The 22827-nt window shown below is 33.8% G+C and carries 13 protein-coding genes; 10 read left to right on the plus strand and 3 right to left on the minus strand.

Translation table 11 applies throughout. From position 1 onward, the window contains the following. Window positions 1-221: 221 nt before the first annotated feature. Window positions 222-1535 (minus strand): IS1380 family transposase, encoded by a 1314-nt coding sequence (locus PY093_RS20010; protein WP_275647547.1) that lies wholly within the window; start codon window positions 1533-1535, stop codon window positions 222-224. Between the two features lie 198 nt (window positions 1536-1733). Here PY093_RS20010 and PY093_RS20015 point away from each other — a divergent pair, with 198 nt between their 5' ends. From PY093_RS20015 to PY093_RS20030, 4 genes are all read left to right on the plus strand, one after another. Continuing rightward, window positions 1734-3353, plus strand: coding sequence for a site-specific DNA-methyltransferase (locus PY093_RS20015; RefSeq protein ID WP_275647548.1), 1620 nt, complete (start codon window positions 1734-1736; stop codon window positions 3351-3353). 3 nt (window positions 3354-3356) lie between these two features. Beyond that, window positions 3357-6314 (plus strand): type III restriction-modification system endonuclease, encoded by a 2958-nt coding sequence (locus tag PY093_RS20020; RefSeq protein ID WP_275647549.1) that lies wholly within the window; start codon window positions 3357-3359, stop codon window positions 6312-6314. A gap of 85 nt (window positions 6315-6399) precedes the next feature. Then, on the plus strand, window positions 6400-8574 hold the full coding sequence (locus tag PY093_RS20025) for a Z1 domain-containing protein (RefSeq protein WP_275647550.1): 2175 nt from the start codon (window positions 6400-6402) through the stop codon (window positions 8572-8574). 54 nt (window positions 8575-8628) lie between these two features. After that, window positions 8629-8856 carry a YdbC family protein gene (locus PY093_RS20030; RefSeq protein ID WP_275647551.1) on the plus strand — a complete coding sequence of 76 codons (228 nt, stop codon included), beginning with the start codon at window positions 8629-8631 and terminating at the stop codon, window positions 8854-8856. A 120-nt stretch (window positions 8857-8976) separates the two neighbouring features. On the opposite strand, the gene PY093_RS20035 is transcribed toward PY093_RS20030, so the two are convergent. After that, window positions 8977-13872 carry an AAA domain-containing protein gene (locus tag PY093_RS20035; protein ID WP_275647552.1) on the minus strand — a complete coding sequence of 1632 codons (4896 nt, stop codon included), beginning with the start codon at window positions 13870-13872 and terminating at the stop codon, window positions 8977-8979. Window positions 13873-14372: 500 nt separating this feature from the next. On the opposite strand from PY093_RS20035, the gene PY093_RS20040 reads away from it, so the two are divergent. Beyond that, on the plus strand, window positions 14373-16448 hold the full coding sequence (locus PY093_RS20040) for a RecQ family ATP-dependent DNA helicase (protein WP_275647553.1): 2076 nt from the start codon (window positions 14373-14375) through the stop codon (window positions 16446-16448). Window positions 16449-16463: 15 nt separating this feature from the next. Continuing rightward, window positions 16464-17594: a DNA-processing protein DprA gene (locus PY093_RS20045; protein WP_275647554.1), complete on the plus strand. Its 1131-nt coding sequence runs from the start codon at window positions 16464-16466 to the stop codon at window positions 17592-17594. Window positions 17595-17865: 271 nt separating this feature from the next. On the opposite strand, the gene PY093_RS20050 is transcribed toward PY093_RS20045, so the two are convergent. Then, window positions 17866-19488: a DUF262 domain-containing protein gene (locus tag PY093_RS20050; RefSeq protein WP_345774255.1), complete on the minus strand. Its 1623-nt coding sequence runs from the start codon at window positions 19486-19488 to the stop codon at window positions 17866-17868. 134 nt (window positions 19489-19622) lie between these two features. On the opposite strand from PY093_RS20050, the gene PY093_RS20055 reads away from it, so the two are divergent. The 4 genes from PY093_RS20055 (at window position 19623) to PY093_RS20070 (ending at window position 22712) form a co-directional block, all read left to right on the plus strand. Continuing rightward, window positions 19623-20213: a DUF6431 domain-containing protein gene (locus PY093_RS20055; protein WP_275647068.1), complete on the plus strand. Its 591-nt coding sequence runs from the start codon at window positions 19623-19625 to the stop codon at window positions 20211-20213. A 144-nt stretch (window positions 20214-20357) separates the two neighbouring features. Further along, complete coding sequence (locus tag PY093_RS20060; RefSeq protein ID WP_275647034.1) at window positions 20358-21743, plus strand: DDE-type integrase/transposase/recombinase; 1386 nt, start codon at window positions 20358-20360, stop codon at window positions 21741-21743. Further along, on the plus strand, window positions 21740-22534 hold the full coding sequence (locus PY093_RS20065; RefSeq protein ID WP_275647033.1) for an ExeA family protein: 795 nt from the start codon (window positions 21740-21742) through the stop codon (window positions 22532-22534). Before PY093_RS20060 ends, PY093_RS20065 begins: the two co-directional genes overlap by 4 nt. After that, a complete protein-coding gene (locus PY093_RS20070; protein ID WP_275647032.1) occupies window positions 22524-22712 on the plus strand; it encodes a hypothetical protein in 189 nt (62 codons plus the stop codon). The genes PY093_RS20065 and PY093_RS20070 overlap by 11 nt, the downstream gene beginning before the upstream one ends. Window positions 22713-22827: the final 115 nt, after the last annotated feature.

Here is a 22827-nt window from a genome sequence, read left to right on the forward strand (position 1 = left end):
CCTGAATTATTCACAAAAGGTGATTTTAGATGTTTTTTGGATTCAACGAGAAAATATTTCGAAATTTTTCCATTTAAATGGATAAATTATTTTGTTTTTTAAGGGTGATGGGAGAAAACAAAATTTAAAAATCCATAATTTACCTAATTATTCCAAAAAGGGCAGACTTATCCTGTGGAATGTAAAATCAATTTTGAATTTACAGTTTATTCCTATTTTTATCATCCAAACCGTGGAAGCATCTGGATCCTGCTTAAAGTTTCCATGAACTCTTTCTTATACAAGCAATGACTTGATAGCTTAAATGTGAGATAACGACCTGATCGTACAAATTTTCCTGCAATCTTGATAAGCTGCAAGCGAACGGTATCAATTAGTTTTGTGTTCTTGGTTTCTGGTAAACATAATCTTTTAAAGCCATTGTGAAGGTTATAAGCCAGGATGGCGATTTGTAATTTACATGCATTTCGCTCAAATTCAGTACTTGTCATCTTCCCAAAGGCGAATCCTAGTTTCCCTTCTTTAATGAAGTTTTCCATTGTTCCCCGATTGAAATAAAGCTTCGTGATGTTTTTAGGGGACAAATTCATGTTTGTCACAATAAAGGTGAATTGGAAAAGAAGCTCATCCTTCGGTCTTTCTATCTTCACGACAACCCGTCGGGGTTGGGTCCAACTGTTTGCTTGATATGTAAATTCACGATAGAAAACAGATGTCTTCTCTATTATATCGTCTGGAATTTGGGCTAATATCTCTTCAGCCTTAGCATAGAGACGCTTATTCGCCTTCAACCGTATCACATAAAGAGCTTCCTTTGTTTCTGCTAATTCAAATAGTTCAGGTACAGCGAAACCGCTATCTCCACGAATAACAGGACTTATCCAGGGATAAAGAGTCTTGTAGCGTTTAAGAGTCGGACCAACAAAGCGAACCACTTGTCTGGAAGTATAGACTGACCCAGCTCGAAGTTCACCCTTAAGGCAGTCACCTGTTAATCCATCAAACATAAGCATAGGATGGTAGCCATTTTCACCGTAGTGTGAATTGTATTTAGAGCCATGCTGATTGCCATAAGTTGCAGCGTTTGTGGAGTCGAGGTCAAGAATAATGTCTTCGGGAGACGCCAACTTATGAAATCGTTCAGTCAAAGTGTCGTTTACATGTTGAAGTTGCTTCATTGCCTCTACGTCGAAAAGCTGATTTACTCTGGACATTGTAGGTTGAGAAGCCAAGTAATCTTTCTCTAAAATGGTCGTCAAAGCTGGATCATAACGAAGACTATCGGCATGATCATCCGCATGGTATCCTGCAATATGTTGATAAATCTTTTGCATGATAACACTATCGTTTGTATGAACATCGTGATTAACTGGATCTTTCAAAATCACCATTGATTGAATCAGTTGACTAAGTCCGATTTTTTCAGCAAATTCTTTATAAAGTAAAAGCCCAGAATCATTAGTAAGGTTACCACCATTAAAATTGACCTTAATACTTCCATTGAAATCCATAGATTGTTCGTTTAAACTAGTCATAGAGGAGCCCCCTTGGTATGTTTTGGTTCGTTACTATGACAATACCAAAAAAGGGGCTCCTTTTCACGTTAAAAGATGTTCACCTTTTGGGTGACAATCATTATTCTCCAAATCGCTTGTCACTATTGCACTTTGAGTTGATTGAGGTTAAAGCAGTGAATAATTCAGGTTTATATCGAAGGAGATAATCTTGAAGTATTGAAGTTATTACAAAAATCGTACTTTGGTAAGGTTAAAATGATTTATATTGATCCTCCTTATAATACAGGTAACGATTTTGTTTATAAGGATGATTTTAGAGATAATATTAAAAATTATCATCATATAACAAACCAAACATCAAAATCCAATACAGAAAGCAATGGAAGATTTCATACAGATTGGCTAAACATGATATACCCTAGAATAAAACTTGCAAAAAATCTTTTAAAAGAAGATGGAGTATTATTTGTAAGTATAGATGAGCATGAAGAAAATAATTTAACACATGTTTTAAATGAAATATTTGGAGAAGATAATAAAATAACAAAAATAACCTGGGAAAAGGGTAGGAAAAACGATTCTACATTTTATTCAGAGAGTATTGAATATATTTTAGTTTATGCTAAGAACAGAACTTTAGCCTCTAAATTCGGGAAATGGCGTGCTAAAAAACCGGGTTATGATGAGGTAATGGCAAAATTTAATAACTTAAAGAAAAAGTATAATTTAGATGTTAAAAAAATAGAAGATGGCATGAAGGAATATTATAATTCTTTATCAGAAACGAATCCAGCTAAAGAGCTCAAACATTTTTATAGGGTAGATGATAGAGGGTTATACTTTGGCGGAGACATATCATCTGCCAGTACTAGTATCCCAGATTATGAAGTAATCCATCCTGTTACTGGGAAATCTGTAAAAAAGCCAAGCCGAGGGTGGGGATGCACGGAACCAGAGATGTTAAAAAGAATTGCTGATAATAGAGTGCACTTCGGGGTAGATGAAACTACTATACCTTTAAGAAAGATTTATTTAGAAGAGGCACAAGATTACGTTTTAACTCCAGTAATTTATAAAGACGGAAGAGCTGCGACACTAACTCTAAAAGAATTATTAGGTAAAAGCTATTTTGATAATCCAAAAGATCATAGAGTTCTAAAAGAGCTGATTGAATACGTTGGGTGTGAAGGAGAAATAATCCTTGATTTTTTCTCAGGGTCAGCTAGTACAGCCCATGCAGTCTTCGACCTTAATTCACAAGATCGTGGCAATAGAAAGTTCATAATGGTTCAACTACCTGAGATAACTGACGAGAAATCAGAAGCTTATAGGGCCGGCTACATTAATATATGTCAAATAGGTAAAGAGCGTATTAGAAGAGCAGGAGATAAAATAATTGCTGAAACAGATAAAAGCGATTTGGATATAGGATTTAAAGTATTTAAACTTGATTCTTCAAACATTAGACCATGGGATCCAGATTTTGAAAATCTTGAAAAAGGTCTCTTTGAACAACTAGAGAACATTAAAAAAGACCGTACAAATGAGGATTTACTTTTTGAAGTATTAATAAAAATAGGTATTCCATTAACCACTCACATTGAAGAACTTAATTATAATGGTAAAGCTATATACAATGTTGCTTTTGGGTCTGTTCTTATATGTCTGGAGAATAAAATAGATTTAGAGATTGTAAATGAAATAATTAACATTAAGCCTGATGATTTTGAAACTAAGGTTATTTTTAGAGAGTTAGGTTTCATCAATGACTCTGTTAAAACAAATGCTCTTCAGATATTAAAGAAAAATGGAATCACAGATGTTAGGAGTGTGTAAAGAATGAAGTTGAAGTTTCAATCTGACTTACCTTATCAACGGCAAGCTATTGATTCCGTAGTGAATATTTTTAAGGGACAAGAAGTGAGACAATCTAACTTTACTGTTTCTTACGGTGAAGATGCTGGAATGATACAGACTGATTTAGGGATTGGCAATCGTTTAGACCTAACTCCTGCTGAAATTTTAAATAACCTACAAGAAATACAAATTAACAATGGACTAGCTCCTGGTGAGTCTCTAGATGGAATGAATTTCACTGTAGAAATGGAAACGGGAACTGGAAAAACATATGTTTATTTGCGTACTATATATGAGTTAAATAAACAATATGGTTTTACTAAATTTGTTATTGTTGTTCCTTCAGTTGCGATTCGTGAAGGTGTTTATAAGTCATTACAAATTACAGAGCAACACTTTAGAGAACTATATGATCGACAACCATTAGAATATTTTGTTTATGATTCTGATAAACTTGATCAAGTGCGTAATTTTGCTACAGCTACAACAATACAAGTCATGATAATTAATATCGATGCTTTCAGAAAGAGTTTTGTTGATCCTGAAAAAGAAGATAAGGCGAATGTTATCCATAGAGCAAATGATCGATTGAATGGGTATAGACCGATAGAGTTCATTCAACAAACAAATCCTTTTTTAATAATTGATGAGCCTCAAAGTGTTGATACAACACCTAAATCAAAAGAAGCGATCTCATCTTTACAACCTTTATGTACCCTACGTTATTCAGCAACTCATGTTGAAAAATATAATATGATCTATCGGTTAGATGCTGTTGACGCTTACAATGAAAAGCTTGTAAAGAAAATAGAGGTCATGTCTGTACGGTCTGAACAATCTTTTAATCTACCTTATATTAAATTGTTAGAAGTAAAAGAGCGGAAAGCAAAAGTAGAAATAGATTTTGAGTCACAAGGTAATGTGAAGCGAGTTGGCAAATCAATTAAGTATGGTGATGATTTGTATGATGTATCTGGAGAACGGGAATTATATCGTAACTTTATTATTGAGCAAATAGACTGGACTGAAGGAAATGAATCTATTGAAATAAATGGTCATTATTTAAAGATTGGTGATGCTATTGGTGACATTGATGATAACACAATAAAACGTTACCAGATTCGAACAACCATTGAGGAACATCTTGATAAAGAATTGAGGTTTAACCATAGAGGAATAAAAGTACTAAGTCTATTTTTTATTGATAAAGTTGCGAATTATAGAGAGTACGATAAAGATGGGACAGTAGGTAAAGGTAAGTATGCTCTGATGTTTGAAGAAGAATACAAAAAGTTAATTAAGAAGCCAAAGTATAGCACATTATTCAACGATGTTGAAATTGATATTGAAATCGATAAAATTCACAATGGATACTTTGCTCAAGATAAGAAAGGGCAAGTAAAGGATACAAAAGGGAATACGCAAGCTGACACAGATGTGTACAGTTTAATAATGAAGGAAAAAGAAAGATTACTAAGTTTAAATGAGCCACTTCGTTTTATTTTTTCGCATTCAGCTTTACGTGAAGGCTGGGATAATCCTAATGTATTTCAAATCTGTACACTTAAAGATTCGGGTGGTACTTATGTCAGCAGAAGACAGGAAATAGGACGTGGATTGCGTTTGGCCGTAAACCAAGATGGTGAGCGGGTTCCAGATTATAATGTTAACACTCTAACAGTGATGGCTAATGAATCTTATGAGGATTTTGTTGAAAACTTACAAAAAGAAATGGAAGATGAAACAGGCATTACTTTTGGCAAAATCGAAAAACACATCTTTGCAAAATTAACTTATTTAGATCAAGATTCTGAAGAAAAAGTAACACTTGGTTATGATCTTTCTAATAAATTATATGATAGTCTAAAAGCAAATAACTATATAGATAGAAAGGATAAAGCTACATCAGTATTAAAAGAAGCGTTAGAAAACTATGAATTGGATATACCAGAGGAATTTAAACCTTGGAAATCAGCAATAGTGAAAGAGTTGAAGCACATAACGAGTAGTCTGCCAATAAAAGATGGTAGTAAAAAAAGAAAAGTAAAATTGAATAAAGCGGTTTATGATAGTCAAGAATTCATTGAACTTTGGAATAAGATTAAATATAAAACAGTCTTTACAATTGACTTTGATAGTAGTGAACTGATAAAAAAAACAATAACAAATATCCAAAAGATGAATCGTATTGAAAAGGTAAGAATTATTTCCAGAAAAGATGGCATCTCTTCACTTGATAGAATTACAGGAATTCAAGGTGTAACTGTAAGTGAGCGTTTAGAAGATTATGTAGATGTTCATCATACTTTACCTGATATCATAACAGAGTTACAAAATCGAACCAACTTGACTCGTAAAACGATTGTAGAAATATTAACAGGTAGTAAACGATTAGAAGATTTCAAAAATAATCCGCAAAAATTTATGGAAGAAGTAATGAAAATCATAAAGCGGGAAATGAAGTTATTATTAAGAGATGGAATTAAATATTATAAAATTGATGATGAATCCTACTATGCAGTGGAACTATTCGAAAACGAGGAACTTCTTGCTTATTTAAATGACAATGCAGTTAAAAGTGAAAAATCACCTTTCGATCACGTTTTATATGATTCCGATATTGAAGAGAGTTTTGCAAAGCGCTTTGAAAATGATGAGAATGTCAATGTATACGTAAAACTACCAAGTTGGTTTAAAATTGAAACCCCTGTTGGGAACTATAATCCGGACTGGGCAGCAGTTATTAATAAAGACGGTGTGGAAAGATTGTATTTCGTATTAGAAACAAAAGGAACCGATGTAGAAGAATTCCTTCGCCCAGAAGAACAGGCTAAAATACAATTTGCACGTAAACACTTTGAGGCTATTAATGCAGATGTTGTTTTTGAAGGACCAGAGAATGATGTAAATGAATTTATGCTAAGAATATCAAGTAACTAAATTAGTATTACTACTATGGCGAATGGTTTGATACACTATTCGCCGTTTTTTAACAGCTTGATCTAATACAAAGGGGGCATACTTTTTGGAAGCTACTAAGCTAGTAAATACTAGAGGATACTTCTATAATCAATTAGCTATCAAGAATAACTATGATGATAAGACAAAACAATGTATAGAGAATACAGTTGTAAATTTACTCGAAAACGACACAAGTGTTAACAGACCGGGAATGTTGCTGGGGAAGATACAAAGTGGAAAAACTAGAACGTTTATTGGAATTACTGCTCTTTCTTTTGATAATGGATATGACCTTACAATTGTCTTAACAAAAGGGACTAGAGCACTAGCTCAGCAGACCTATGAGAGGCTGAAAAAGGAATTTGAGGAATTTTATCGAGAAGATGAAATTCAGATTTTCGATATTATGAATTTACCGGACAATTTAAGTGAGTGGGAACTAGACCAAAAGTTAATTATGGTAGTTAAAAAGGAAACAAATAACTTAAAAAGATTATATCAAGCATTATTTGAAAGCTATCCCTCTCTATCTAGTAAAAAAGTGTTAATTATTGACGATGAGGCAGATTTTGCTAGCATTGGCTTTACTAAAACAAAGCAAGAAATCACAGAGATAAAAATCATTGCAGGTCAAATAGATGAAATACGTAAGAACTTAACTGCTAGTGACTTTCTTCAGGTAACAGCTACTCCATATTCTTTGTATCTACAACCAGAGGATTTAAAAATTGAAGGTTCAAGCAAAGTTTTCAAACCAGTTAAGCCTGCTTTTACTGAGCTTGTACCGGTACCCGATGCCTATATAGGTGGAGATTATTACTTTGAAGAAAGTGAGAACGAAGACTCAATTGCTTACTATATTTACGAGCCAATTATAGAAGATGAACTTCAAGTTTTAAAGAAGCCAGATCGAAGGAAATTTAAAATTGAAGATGCGCTCACAAGTCCAAAGGTTAAATCACTTCGTCACTCTGTAATAAATTTTATTGTTGGTGGTACAATTCGTAGAATGCAAGAGCAACAAAATGGAGCAAGGTCAAAAAAGTATAGTTTTATTGTACATACAGAACAAGGGAAAGCTGCTCATGAATGGCAAGAAACAGTTGTTAATGAAATAAAAGTGCTATTGAGAGATGCTGTAGATCAAGATCCTGTATTGCTATCGGATTTACTGAGAGAATCCTATGATAGTCTAAAGAGATCCTTAATGCTTTTGGATTGTGAAATGCCAACCTTTGAAAAAATCAAGTACGAGGTAATTGTTGCTTTAAGAAAAGATTACTTAACCATTACAAAAGTAAACTCTGAGAAGGATGTAAGTCAGTTATTGGATGATTCGGGACAATTAAAGTTACGGACTCCATTAAATATTTTTATTGGTGGTCAAATTTTGGATAGAGGTATAACTATTGGGAATTTAATCGGATTCTACTATGGTCGGAATCCAAAAACATTTCAGCAAGACACTGTTTTACAACATTCCCGTATGTTTGGTTATCGCCCTCTTGAAGATTTAGCGGTTACACGATTTTATACAACATCTCAAATATATGATGTGATGAAAAAAATGCATGAGTTTGACTCAGGCCTTCGTAATGCTTTTGAAAGAGGCACAAATGAAAACGGGGTTGTATTTATACAAAAGGATGATAAAAACCTCATCATCCCTTGTTCACCAAATAAATTGTTATTGTCTAAGACTACAACTTTAAAGCCTTTAAAGCGTTTATTACCAATTGGCTTTCAAACAGGGTATAAGACCAATATTGGTAAGGTAGTAAATTATTTAGATACAACTATCGATGAATACAGTAAAAGTTCAGAAGAGCCATTTTTACTAGATTTAGAAAATGCAATCGATATAATTAATCAAATTAAAGTGACTCATGATAACAGTGTGGGGGAAATATGGGATGAACAGTCTTTTATTTCAAGCATGGAATATCTTTCACGAAATACTGACAGTGAAAATGCTGGGCAAGTTTGGTGTATTGTTCGAAAGAACCGTAACATAGGTCGAATTCGAATGGATGGAAAGTATGAAGATGCTCCGGATACTCCAAAGGGAGAAAAAGGAGAATTAAAGATAGCAAAACAAATTGCTAAAGACATACCAGCACTCATTCTTCTTCGTCAAAATGGAGAAGAGGGAGAAAATAAGTGGAGAGGCTCTGCCTTTTGGTGGCCAGTTCTAGTTACACCGGAAAACACAAAGACCATCATCTATAGTAGTAATTAAGGGAATAAATTATAAAATTAATAGAATGGAGAACCTGAGTGGAGGTTATTAATTGTGGCGGAAATTAAATATGAAATCATTGAAACTATTGCTGTTTTGTCCGAATCATCAAAAGGGTGGAGAAAAGAGTTAAACCTAATAAGTTGGAATGGTAGGGAACCAAAGTACGATATACGAGAATGGTCTCCAAATCACGAGAAAATGGGGAAAGGTGTAACTCTTTCAAATGAAGAAGTAAAAAATTTAAAAAATGCCTTAGATAAAATAACTGATTTAGGCTAATAAAATTTGAGTTGTTGAATTACTGTAATATAATTCCTGTTTTTATATTCTAGCGTTTATTTTTAAAGGACGGCTGAGCATTTTTGACTATTGCTCAGCCGTCCTAATTTAAATTTAAAATTATTTTGTAAACCACGCAGGGCGCTTCTTTGTTGATCGACTACCATTTTCAGTATATGAAAAATGTATCTCTTTCTTTTTTAATTCTTTTACAAGAGGAGTGAGTTCTTTCCCGCCAACTAACCAGAGTGAACCTCCATTATCTCGTTTATCAATTACTTCATATCCTTTACTTACTAAAAATTTTTTTAAATCATCTATTGAGTTATTGGTGTTAGGATGTATTGTAACATCTTCTTCATCAAATATAGATATTTGTTGATGGAAGCCACTTAATTTACTAGAAAAAAGTTCAACTTGTTCACCAGAAAAATTATTGATAGTTTTCTTTAGTTGTAGTTTATTATTAGGTTTGCTATTTTTATTATGATGTATTGTTGAATCATTTATGTTAGAATCTTTAGTAACCTGTGTTTGATTATTATAGTTATTAACTGTGTTTATTGGATTAGAGACTTCTTGCAAGGGATTTACATTATTGTCAATATCATCATTTACCTTTTGGTTATAAGTAGGTTTAATACTGTAATATTCAAGTGTCTTCCATAATGAATTTAGAGCATTCTCTGGATCATAATAATATTCACTGCCTCTAACTCTCCAAAACCTCCAACCACATCGTTCAAGAATTCTTTGGCGATTCATATCATAATCATATCTATCTGGTCCGTGCCATTCATCGCCATCACATTCAACGGCAATACGTCCTTTTTCACCTTCCACCACTAAATCAATTCGATATCCAGCTACCTTATGTTGTGGAATAACTTTAAAACCTTTTGCTGATATTTGATCGAAAACTGCACGCTCAAAGTCACTTTCACAAAGGTTTCGATTAGATTCCAATGTTTCTTTTAGTGGATTTTGACAGTAACTAATAAGTTGATATCTTAGACACTCTTTGTTTCTAAAGTCATTCGTGGTTGGGGTATGGAATAGCCATAACTGGTCTTTAGCTCTACTAACAGCAACATTAAATCTTCGTTTATCTTTTTCTGTGGTAACAGCTCTCATTCCTGTTTCTCCAGGTGCAGCTACTAAACTTAGAAAGATAATGTCGCGTTCATCCCCTTGAAAGTCATATGCATCACCACAAATAATATTTCTCTTTTCAATTTCCTCAGTACCGATTTCTTTAATCAACATTTGTTCAATTAATTGAGCCTGCCCTTTATTTTGTAAGCTGATGACACCTATTGATTTGTTTTTATAATAAGGGTTCTGTATACAAGATTTAATCTCTTTAACAATTGCTTCGGCTTCAGGTTTATTCATTACTTTTTGACCTGATCCTTCACGATATCCAGTAGGTATATGTTTACTAATAATAGGTTCTAATCTATTAGGTGGATACTGCCTTAACGGTATTAATGGTGTATGAGAATAACTTATCATATTAGAGAACTGAATAATCTCAGGCATACATCTAAAATGTTCTCGTAGCGTTATACGTCCACCGAATAATACATTTGTTAAATCAAAAAGTGAGCTCTCAATATCAAGTAAATCACCTAAGTTAAAATCAAATAGATATTGCTTTCTTAAGAAATTGACATCTTCTTTTTTAATTCCTACATATTCCGGACTAATTTGTTTATCATCTCCGACAACGATTAGTTTTTTTGCAAGATATTGAAGAATAATAGCTTCAGGACCGGATTGGCTTGCTTCATCGATAATTACTATATCAAATAAATTAGGTTTCATTTCAAATGTTTCAAATACACGGTATAACGGCATAACCCATGCTGGAATAGCATCACGACAATGAGACATGTGAAACTTTGCATCTCTGAGATAAATTGGTGCGTTTGTACCGGTTCCTTTTCCTACTTTTCGCATAGCCGTTTTCCATGCTAACAGATGTTGTCTTTGGGTCTCTGTCATGTTAGAAAGAGTAGAATACCATGCTTTTTCAGAACCTAATTCAGCAATAATATCTTTAATAGAATCCTCAACTTTTCCAAGCTCTTTAGAAAGTTCTTTTTCATTTGTATTTGAAAAGTTAAGATACCAAGTGTCAGCCTTTGCCCAAGAGAACGCTTCATTAAACCCCTCAAACCTTGTAGACCACAGATCGTAATCGAAGTTATCTAATAAGTGATGATAGAGCTGCGGCAGCGTTGTTTTAATTTTTTGCATTAATTTTTCACACTGGCTATTCTTTCTAGTGAATAAGTTTAATTCTTTTATCTTTTCGATTAGCCTACTGTATTCATTACTATTACGATTTTCAATCGCAACTACTAATTTAGAGACAATTGGATGAGGAGAAGTTCCTTCTACAGAATCATTTACATTTTTTATTAAGGTTGAAAACCTGTTTCTAACGTTAACTAACTCGTTTTGATAATGAATGAGCTTTAATTGATTGACAATTTTTATTAACTGTCTAGAAGACAAAGTATCTTCACTGACAATGGATAGACTCTGGAACTTCTGTTTTAATTCTTCAATGACTGATTTAATTTCAAATAATATGCTAAAAGGTGCTAAGTAATCCGATATTTTGGCAACTTTTAAACTACGGGTGGTACGGGCTTCTAAGGTAATATCTAAATGACTGTTAATCAACTTCTCAACTTTACTGATAGCTATATCAATGGATAAATTCTCTTCCAATAATTTAATGGACTCCAACTTATCACATTTCTGTCCATCAACTCGCGCATCTTGAACAATATACCAACCATCTTTTACTGGTTTTGGTCGAAGTAAAGGTAACCCTATTCCCTTTCCACTTTCAAAGTGTTTTCTTAATTCCACAACTTCTGCATGTAATTGTGGAAGGGGTAAATCGGGCAACCCACTTATTTCTATTAAGTTATGCTTATTGGCCATAACTTTTACTGGATTTATCGTACTTTCAAATTGAGAGTAAAACTCTTCCCAGGTGCTAAATTTTTTAGAAGCTAAATCCTTAAGTGCACGATTTAACCATGCAATCCCTTTTAATTCAATATCTGATATTAAGGTTAAAAGTCTGTGGATTGATTGCTCAAATAAATGTCTGTCAGTGTCGGACAAATTTTTATATTTTTGTAATTCCTCAGATTCATCCACTTTGAGTTCTTCTATATTTTTTATTAATTCATTCTCCTTCTTGAAAAGTACTTCAAAATCTTCAACGCTTAAAAGAAGATCAACAGAAGGGAATGGATGTTGTATTTGTTCTATAACATCATCATTTAATTCATTTAATAGTTGTAATGCTGTTAACATTTCATCCTTGGATAATGGTGCTTCTAGATTCATTGAGATTCTATCATTTAGCCAATTAAACTTTGTTCTGTATTTATTAAGCTTTTCAGCAATTTTTAACGCAGTTCCTTGGTATTCACCAGTAAGATGATGTTCAAATGTTTCTTTTTCTCTAATTGCTCTTAAATTTACATTTAATTCAGAAGCCTTTTCTTTTAATGTAATGAGCTTTTGAGATAAGACGTTAATGTTATCTTTTGTTGAATCAGGATCCCATGAATCCCTCTTATTGGAAATGCTATAAACTACACTTTCTAGGTCTTTAAAAGAATTAGAATCTGCCCCTAATAAACTTACACATAGTGCTTGTAAATCTTCTGGTATCTTATCTTTCAATACTTTAAGAGCTCTGGGGGTTTGACTAGTAATTAGTATCCTTTTCCCAGTAGCTAATAAATGTGAAGTTAAATTTGCAATAGTATGGGTCTTTCCAGTTCCAGGAGGTCCTTGAACAATTACACCGTTTCTTGTTTCAAGATTTTCAATAATTTTTCTTTGCTCATCATTTGCATCTAGAGGAAAGTATGTTTGCATATCTTCTAATTTAACTTTGTGTTCACCACTATTGTCTTTTGATTGTAAATCATCAATTTGGTTAAAAATCCTTAATATTCCTTGGGGAGGAGAAGTGCTCTCACTATCTATATCACTTGTAATTGTTGAACAAGCCTGTTGAAACCCTTTTTCACTTCTTTTTCGCAAAATTAAAGCAGGGCTATAATATACCTTTGCCTTTTCTTGAATGTCTCTAATTTCATTATATTCTTCAGGAAGGTAATCTCCATTTGCAGATAGTGATTGTACATAAGATCTTAGAATAGAGTCGAGTGCTTCTTTGTTCCATAGATTTTCTTTTAAGTTCTCTAAGGCATCTTCAACAGGCTTAAGTGTATCGGTATCTAACCGATCTGTTAGTTCGAGCATATCCTGCTCCAACTCGAATTTCATACTATCAGGTGAGGCAACAACAGATAATACTCCATAGTCTGAGTCAAAGGTAAACGAACATGGGATAGTTAGTAAATGACGATGTACTAATTGACCATTCGATGTTTTCCAATTAAATAGTCCAATAGAAATATTTAATTCAAACTGTTCCCCGGAAGCCTTTTGCTTACGATAGATAGTAAAGAGTTGAGAGTATATGTTTTGTATTTCTGTAGATCTAATATATTCATCTTTCCAAGGGCTCCATAGATCATCTAGGTAATAGTCAAATTTCTTTACGACCTCAGGTTGCTCGTTTAGATATATGTACTCTGGTATTGAATTTTCATCAACATCTTCGGTGACTTCATTTTTATCAATATGTGATATATTTCTAATCTTGTCTTTTAACTTTGGAGTTTGTGAAATATCCTCAATATCAGTTGTTTCATCTAACCAATCCTTTAATATACCTGGTATTTCAGGTGCGGAAGGAATAACAGGTTTTTTAACTTGAAGCCAAACATCTCCTTGTACTTCTTCATGTAAAGGAGATACACATTCGGGTTCATTAGGTATTCTGTAAATCCAAAAAACGTTATTGTACTGGTTTACATCTTGAACCAAGGGTGTTCTTAACAATGATAGTTCTTTTAAATAGTTAAAAAGTCTTATAGAGCGATCTTTATCTAAGTCAAAGGAGCTCAAAGAATCAGTCCTTTCTAATTAAAGTGGTATAGTTTTACAGAAAATGTATGTGCTAAATACAATTATATACTTTTAGCTTTAAGAATAGTTTAGGAAAACAGTGTAAAAAATACTATAATTTTTAAGAGGGATACAACAATACCCATGCCTATTCTAATAATGTGGCTAATAATTGACTTTATACAAAAATTAACAAAAATACAGGAAAAATGGAACTAGTTGTAGAATTATTAACAAAATAAAAGAACTTTAATGAGGAGAATTTTTTACTATCAGTGCAATTAAGACATTTGACAGTCTGTTGAAAGCTTATCTGATTTATTAAGTAGTATAAAAGAATTAAGAACTCAACGACCGGATTTCCAAAGAGTAGAGTATTTAACAAAACAGAATCTTCTTTAATAATGATTGAACTTCAGAAAATGATGTTAAGAGAGATATTAATAAAAAGAGATTTAATCTAAATTAGGTAGAATCAATTAAGACTTGTGCAGGATTATATGAGAGCAGGTGAAAAAATGTATTTACAGGAATTACAAAATGTATTTGGTACTAATGCAACTTTTCGTGATGGTCAGGACAAGGCTATTAACAGTATTTTAAATAAAAAACGTGTTCTTGTTGTTCAAAAGACAGGTTGGGGAAAGAGCTTAGTTTATTTTCTTGCAACAAAGATTTTGCGGCAGCGTGGAGAAGGTGTCACACTAATTATTAGTCCCTTATTGGCTTTGACTAGAAATCAAATTGATAGTACAGAGAAATATGGAATTACCGCAGAGTGTATTAACAGTCAAACTAACAAAACAAAAGAGGAAAGGGCCAATGTTGTTAACCGATGTAATGATGGAGAATGTGATGTCCTTTTTATTACACCTGAGCAACTACAAAATGAAGATTTTGTTACACTTTTATCACAACTAAAAATAGGCTTATTTGTAGTTGATGAGGCACATTGTATATCAGATTGGGGACATGATTTCCGACCAGATTATAGAAGAATTCATCACCTTCTTCAAATTTTACCAGAAAATATTTCAGTTTTAGCTACTACTGCAACAGCAAATAATAGAGTCGTTGAGGATATAGCCGCTCAACTTGGTGATTGTGAGGTTGTTCGTGGAGATTTACAACGAGAATCTTTACATCTACACAAGATATTTCTACCAACAGCAGAGGAAAAGTATGCTTGGATAGCTAAGAACTTAGAATTGCTAGAGGGTTCTGGGATTATTTACGCTACAACAATTAAAGAGTGCGAACGTCTTGCTATATGGCTTCGACAAAATGCAATAAATGCTAGTGCGTATCATAGTGGACTTAATGAAGAAGTTAAGATTGAACTTGAAAGTAGATTAATTAATAACCAACTTAAAGTACTAGTTTCCACCATTGCACTTGGTATGGGTTATGATAAGGAAGATATTAGTTTTGTTATTCATTATTACACACCTAAATCTGTTGTTGAGCATTATCAGCAAATAGGTCGGGCAGGACGAGGTATAGATCAAGCTGTGTGTGTGCTTCTTTATGGTGGAGAGGAAGAAAATAAAATTAATGAGTATTTTATTTATAATTCCTTCCCTAAGCAAGAACACATTAATCAAGTGCTCAATTTCTTAAGTCAACACGATGAGGTTAAGAAGTCATTTCTTGAACAAGAGATGAATATTAAGTCATCTACTTTAGACCAAATTTTGAAATTATTATTAATTGAAGGTTTTATTGGGAAGGATTCGAGGTCACATTATTTCCGAACATTAAAACCTTATACCTCACAACAGGGTGGTTATTATAATTCTGTTATTGATATAAAGGTTCGTGAGTATCAACAGTTACTTAATTTTCAACAAACTAAGGAATGTCAAATGGCTTATTTAACAAATGCGTTGGATGACCCTAACTCCAAAAGGTGTGGAAAATGTAGTAGCTGCCTTGGAGATGCTTGGGGATTAACTAGTGATGTTCTGATTAGAAATGATATAGATAAGGTTTCTCAATTTTTTAATAAGAATTACATTTTAATTGAACCTCGTAAAAATTCCTCACTAACAAATAAGAGGTTAGAGTTTATACATAAGGAAGGGCTTGCTTTGAGTTATTATCATGAACAGCTTGGGCAGGAGGCACGTCGTGGGAAATACATTAACAACAACTTCTCTGATGTGCTAGTCAATGCATCAGCAGATAAGTTAAAACGGTTTTTAAGAGAAAAAGAAATTGATATAAAAGAATTAGTAATTATCCCCATTCCTTCAAACCGAAGACCAAAACTAGTTCCAGAGTTTGCACAACGACTTGCAAACACCTTACAATGTAAGTATGTTAATATTCTTGCAAAAAAACCAAATGAACCAGAACAAAAGTCACTTCTAAATAGTCGTCTGCAAGAGCAATGTGTTCGTGATCATTTATATATACAGAACCACGTAAATATAAATAATAAAAATATACTTTTAATTGACGACTTTGTAGATTCAAAATGGACTTTTACAGTGGCAACAGATTTACTTGGTAAAGCGTTTGAAGATATTACTATAACACCGTTTGCCCTAGCGGATACTAGTGGTAGTGATTAAAATGAGGTGTGCATAATGCAGTTTACAAATAACGAAATTGCTACTTATTTATTTTGTGCACAATTGGCACAGACAAAGACAACTCCACTAACAATTCTAGAGTGGAATGCAGTTGTTAAATCATTAAGTGAGCAAAAAATGCAGCCAGAGGCATTGTTTAAAATAACTCCTAGTGAATTACTGAAAGCACTAACAAAAGCAACAGAAGCTCAGAAAGTTAAGATAGTAAAAAAGATAGAAGCTCGACAAAAGCTCGGCATTTCAATGCTAGAGCTAAAAGAAGTTGTTCATCAGGGATATGGAATTATGTTTCGATCTCAAATGCCAAATTGTTTAAAGAAACTAACACAAAAATTCATACCAGCTTTTTTCTATTATGTAGGTGATGCATCAATACTATCACACCGTACATTAGGTGTTGTGGGAGCAAGAGATGCAAATGATGATGAACTATCTCAGACAGCTGAAATTGCAAAAGAAGCCGTTTTAAATGGAGTAGTAATAATATCAGGCGGAGCAAGAGGTGTCGATACAACAGCAGTCGAAGCATCTTTAGAAAACGGTGGAAAAGCCATAGTCTTCCCAGCAGATGGTCTCTCAAAATGGGTAAAAAAGAGTGCTATTCGAAATTATGTTTTAAAGGGACAACTTCTCTTGATGTCTTCTCAAAGGCTTGATGCACCGTTTTCTGGTTCTTATGCAATGCAGCGAAATAAATTTATCCATGCACCATCTAATGCTGTACTCGTCGCTTCTTCAAAAATTTCCGGAAAGAAATCAAGTGGTACTTGGGAAGGGGTAATGGAAAACATTAAGCATCAGTGGTCACCTTTGTATGTGTTAGGTAAAAGTGAAGGGGTAGAAAAACTTAAAGCTGAAGGGAATGCAAAGGAATTCTCGTCATTTGAAGATATTTTTATCATGCAAAGTGAACCGACCAAAAATAATAACCAAACTGAGATTGATGAGAAGATGATTTCCCTAATTAAACTTGCTATTACTAAGGGTTTGGATAAAGAAATAATAGAAAAAAAGTTTTTGGAGATATCAGCCAAATACTATAATAATAAACAAGATTCTAAACAAGACAATGAACGTGAAGGGCAAGATATTGTAGCACAAGAGCAATTAACGTTGGAATTGTAAAATACTCTCAAAATAAAATCTCTAACCCATAATAGTATAATTAATTTTGGGTCAGACAACTTCTAATACAATTATAAAAACTAAATTTACCATCATAAGTTTTTATAAAGAATCTGTTAGGTAAATACCACTACACCATGCGATTACCATCCAAGCCATGTTGAAATACATAAACATAATAAAAATAAACAAAAAAAGGCATTGGCAATAATTTACCAATGCCTTTTGCCACTAAATAACTAGGGTGAACAGTATCAAATAGTTAGATTATTTAATTATTTATTAACAGGTCTAACATTTTATCTTGCCTTGCTTTTAATACTTCAGGAGTCCACTTATCAGCTGTAAGAATGAAAACTTTACTACCTGCAAAAATGTCTATTCTTTTTTGTAGGTATTTTTCCCTTTTATTTTCAAAATCTAAATTACTTAAAGATGAGTTTTTTCTTTTTGAAATTAAAACTAGATTAGCTAATTTGTGAGTCCAAAATTGACGCTGCTCTATATTAAAGAGTTCGACCCATTTGCTAGTTGTGCTTGGTGATTGTGGTAGGATATGTTCTACACTTATTGTTTTATAGTCAGCTAAGTGTACTGTATTATCACTTTCCAAATATTCATATTTAAGTAGTATATACCGAGCAAATCTACGTCCATATATATTCTTATCTAATATGTCTCTTAAAGCTTGTTTATCAACCGTAAATAATTCATCACTTTCTAGTAATTCGGTTGTAGTATTGACTAATTCGATCTGTTTAAGTATTTTATTCATATTTTCTATTCTCTGTGTAGAGGTAAATTGTAAAATCCAATCCCCTACAAATTTATATTCAAGCTTCTTTAAAAACTTTGATAAATCTGTCCTTCCAAATTTTTCATAATAATACATGAGCGAAGGAACCCAGTCATCCGAAGGTAAACCAATCAGCATTATGGTTATTAAGTTTTTAAAGTCATTTGATAATTGGCTATCTTTAAATAAAATCAAATTATCATATACGTTTTTATAACTTTGTATATATTTTATTGTTTCAGTTCCTTTTAGAAGTAACCCTTTTTTGTAGACTTTCTCTTCAAATTCTTCTAGTAAATTAACTCTTGCTTTTTCTTTCACTAAGATTGTTCTAACGAAGGAAAGGAAACGGTCAAAATCATCTCCCAGTTCACCTTCAATTTCTTCCCAGATTCTTGCATATTTCTTGCTATCACCCTCAATTTCGCCAATATTAATAGACTTTAATATATCAGCACTAGTTAATGGGATACCCCGATTATTTAAGATAGTAAATAAACGAAATGCATCCTCTCGATTATCTGTTGAAACATAAATGAAAATAACATTCATTGCTAGATATTGAGCAAAAGATTCTACCTCACTTTCTACCTTATCATCAAAAAATTTTCGCATTGTAATAACTGCATTTGCCATATTTTTAATAGATGTATTATCTTCATTAAGTTTATCTGTTAAAAGAGTAGTATTTTTAGTGCCATCTTTTTTTAATATAGAGTCACTGATAAAACTTTCTACACTATCACGTATTTTATACAAGATCCTAACTCTTTCTGGAATCCCCTTAAATACATTTTTCTTTTGAAAAAGCATGTCACTATACGTATTCACTAAATCTTGGTTATTAGAAGTGTCTCTAATAACTGCTAAAAGCATAAATAAAGTCGTTAATCTTTGTTGGCCATCCAAAACTTCATATTCTTTATAACTGTTATTATTTAAGTCACGTAATACAAGTGATCCTAAAAAATACTCACAGTCACTCTTGTTTTCAAAAGCATACCAAAGGTCATCAAGTAAATCATTTATATTGTGTTCGCAGCCATCCTTAATGTCGCTATCTAATGGAAGTTGGTCTTTATTTTTGTCGGATGGTATTAAAAGAAAGAGCCGTCAGCTCTAATGACTATTGTATAATGTCATTAGAGCTGACGGCTCTTAAACTAGAAAAGGAAAAGGTTATTTGTTCCTCTTCGCTTGGCGGCCCAGAGAACAAATAACCTCACACTATGATGACTATTATACTAAAGTGCCCCATTGCTATCAATAAATATAAGAGATTTGTTAAAACTTTTAATGAAGAGGTTTTTTGCCCCTGTTGTGGAAGGAAAACCAGAAAACACGGAAAGTATAAAAAAACGATTCATTTTAAGCATCAATCCTTCCGGATTCCTATCATGCGTAGAAGGTGTCCAGATTGTAATAAAACCTTTTCGTTGATGCCTTGCTTTGCTATCCCGTGGGGAAGGTTTGCCATACATATTTATGAATTTTTAGGAAGATGGTTGATTAGCGGCATTCCCATTAGTCAATTAGCTGAGCTTTTAACGACCTCATCAGTTTCAGTCGTTTCCCTTAAGACACTTTATCGTTGGAAGCGTCGGTTTCAAGAACTATGGGGAAACTGGTGGATTGATCAACGAAAGAAATGGATAGCTGAGTTCGATGGTGAAGAAGGGGTACTGCCCTTATATCGAGAAGGAATAAGCTCTAGCCAAGAGATTCAACTTCTTCTCTCCTTCTTTTTTAATGATGGCGCTATTCCTTGTAAAGGAAGGCTTCTTTCCATGATCAATCTCCGCCAGCCCATTTTCTATCGGTGAAGTCAGGTAAAACGTCGGATTAATTGGTCAATATTTATAAAAATTCCTTTTTCTTGCTCCACAAAATATGTCCCTATCTTAGAAGCTAAAAATCTAGGAAAATGGGGTTGTTTCCTATTTTATGGAATGAGAGGAGAAAAAGAGATGAATGAAACGACGCGAAACGAGGTAGCTGCCTTTCGATTTGGATTAATTGCACCAATCGTTCAACGGCAACTACAGCCTGGGGAGAGGTATGCCCTTTTAAAGGAAGTTGCTAAACAAAGATATACTGTCCCAGGCAGTGAAAAGAATACAGTGAGTATTCGATCATTAGAGAGGTATCTTCAAGCTTACGAGCAGGATGGGTTTGAGGGACTTAAACCTCAATTGAGAGAAAAAAGAGGAAGCTTACAGAATCAAGATCCAGAGGTGCTGAAACGAGCGATTGAGTTACGAAAGGAATTACCTAGTAGAAGTGTTGAACAGGTTATCCGAATACTAGAGTTAGAGGGTATGGTTTCAGTGGGTGTTCTAAAACCTCGCACTCTATCACGATATTTCCAAGAAACGGGCTGGAGTAAAAAAGACATTTACCGTGCGGTAAAGAAGGAATTCCGACATTTTGAACATGATTCACCAAATGATTGCTGGCAAGCAGATACGCAGCACACCCTCTATTTACCCGATCCAAAAAATCCTGATAAGCGAAAAAAGGCCTATCTCATAGCGATTATAGACGATCATAGTAGAAGAATTATGCATGCCGAATTTTTTATGGAAGAAAGATATCCTCGTTTAGAACGTTGTGTTCAAAAAGCTGTTGTAAGATTTGGTGTTCCAAACCTTTTTTTCTGCGATAACGGTTCGGTTTATAGTGCCAAGCAGTTTCAAATTATGTGTGCACGAATGGGTACAAAACTTGTGCACGCAAAGCCATATTCGCCAGAATCAAAAGGAAAAATTGAGAAATATTTCCAATTTGTAGATAGTAGTTTTACAGGAGAAGCGAATTTGTTAATCAATCAAGGAAAACTCACGACATTAAAGCAATTGAACGAATACCTACGGTCTTGGTTAGAAGCATATGATAACCGTATTCATCGCAGTACAAAACAAACGCCTAAGAAACGCTATGAAGCGAAGGAAGAACAAACTCGTCACCTTCCCGCAGAAAGCTTGAAAGAGATTTTCCTTTGGGAAGAGGAACGAACTGTACGAAAAACAGCGATCATCGAATTAGAAGGCAATCAGTATGATGTAGATTCCTCGTTACGTGGAAAACGAATTCAAATTCGCTATAATCCATTCGATTTATCAATGATTCAAGTATGGAAGGATGATGAGCGCTTTGATGACGCTAAGCCTGCGGAACTCCGTAATCAAAGCCACTCCAAATTACCAGAGGATGCGGAAAATGACCACTCTCCTGTAGGTGTTTCTAGTTTCTTGGAACAATTGAAGAGGCACCAGGAAGAAGAAAAACGAAAACAAGTTGGTACAACCAGTTTTGCCAAATTAAAAGAGAAACAATCAAGGGGGAATGAATGATGCTAGACTTTTTCGAAATGAAGGGTGTTCCTTTCACACGTGAGATTTCACCTAAGCATCTATTCAATTCCTCTAGCCAAAGGGAAGCATCTGCACGATTAGAATATGCCGTGCAGAACCGTCAATTTTGTCTTTTAACAGGGGAAGCTGGGATGGGAAAATCAACGGCAATCCGGTCGTTAGTTCATCAATTAGATCCTATTCATTATCATTATCTATATATATGTGACTCTTCCTTGAATCCAAAACTTTTTTACAGAGAAGTTCTGCAGAACTTCGGCATTCAACCTGCCTTTCGTTCAACGGATGTAAAGCGACAGTACCAATCTTTGATGCTTGATCTTTATGAAAATGAGAGAAAGCGTATCGTCATTGTTCTAGATGAGGCACATCACTTTTCTGACTCAATGTTACAGGAACTACGCTTCATTCTCAATTTTAAAGAAGATTCAATGTCCCCTTTATCTCTTATTGTGGTGGGGCAACCAAGTCTAAGAAATCTATTAAGGGTAAAGCAACTTGAAGCAATTGAACAACGAATTCAGATGCGCTACCAAATGAGTGGTCTAACAGAAAAAGAGACGATTGATTATATACGACATCAGTTAAAAGTGGTTGAAACCCCTCATGAAATCTTTTCAGAAGAGGCTATCCAGGCAATTTATAATTTTAGTCAAGGGATTCCACGTAAGATCAATACACTTTGTAGTCAAAGCTTATTGGATGCCTTTATTCAAGGTAATAAGATTGTAGGCGAATCTCATATACATCGGGTGATAAATGAACTGTAGTAGAGGGATTCCCCAGTATTATGAACAGTTGGAGAATGGCATTGCCGAGATGGAAGCAACTATTGAACGATTAAGAACGGAGATACATGAGTTAATCAAAATGAAAAATGCATTATATCACTTGAATGGTTTTCTTGAAAAAGAGTCGAAAGAAAAAATCGGGAACTTTCCGTTTTAATCTTCGACAACCAAATTGTCCATTGTAAATGCCAGTGGTGTTGAGGGTGACCGTTAGTCAGTTGCCCCGTCACTGCCGCTGGCAATAAAACCGCCATCGAAGGTGGCTGCGGACA

It is taken from the genome of Cytobacillus sp. S13-E01 (genome assembly GCF_029193815.1).
Lineage (GTDB): Bacteria > Bacillota > Bacilli > Bacillales > Bacillaceae_L > Bacillus_BV.

Excerpts from the sequence above, each read along its gene's own strand:
- PY093_RS20065 (WP_275647033.1), top strand. The coding sequence starts at position 21,740 with ATGATGCTAGACTTTTTCGAAATGAAGGGTGTTCCTTTCACACGTGAG.
- PY093_RS20070 (WP_275647032.1), top strand. The coding sequence starts at position 22,524 with ATGAACTGTAGTAGAGGGATTCCCCAGTATTATGAACAGTTGGAGAAT.
- PY093_RS20020 (WP_275647549.1), top strand. The coding sequence starts at position 3,357 with ATGAAGTTGAAGTTTCAATCTGACTTACCTTATCAACGGCAAGCTATT.
- PY093_RS20045 (WP_275647554.1), top strand. The coding sequence starts at position 16,464 with ATGCAGTTTACAAATAACGAAATTGCTACTTATTTATTTTGTGCACAA.
- PY093_RS20055 (WP_275647068.1), top strand. The coding sequence starts at position 19,623 with ATGACTATTATACTAAAGTGCCCCATTGCTATCAATAAATATAAGAGA.
- PY093_RS20060 (WP_275647034.1), top strand. The coding sequence starts at position 20,358 with ATGAATGAAACGACGCGAAACGAGGTAGCTGCCTTTCGATTTGGATTA.
- PY093_RS20040 (WP_275647553.1), top strand. The coding sequence starts at position 14,373 with ATGAGAGCAGGTGAAAAAATGTATTTACAGGAATTACAAAATGTATTT.
- PY093_RS20010 (WP_275647547.1), bottom strand. The coding sequence starts at position 1,535 with ATGACTAGTTTAAACGAACAATCTATGGATTTCAATGGAAGTATTAAG.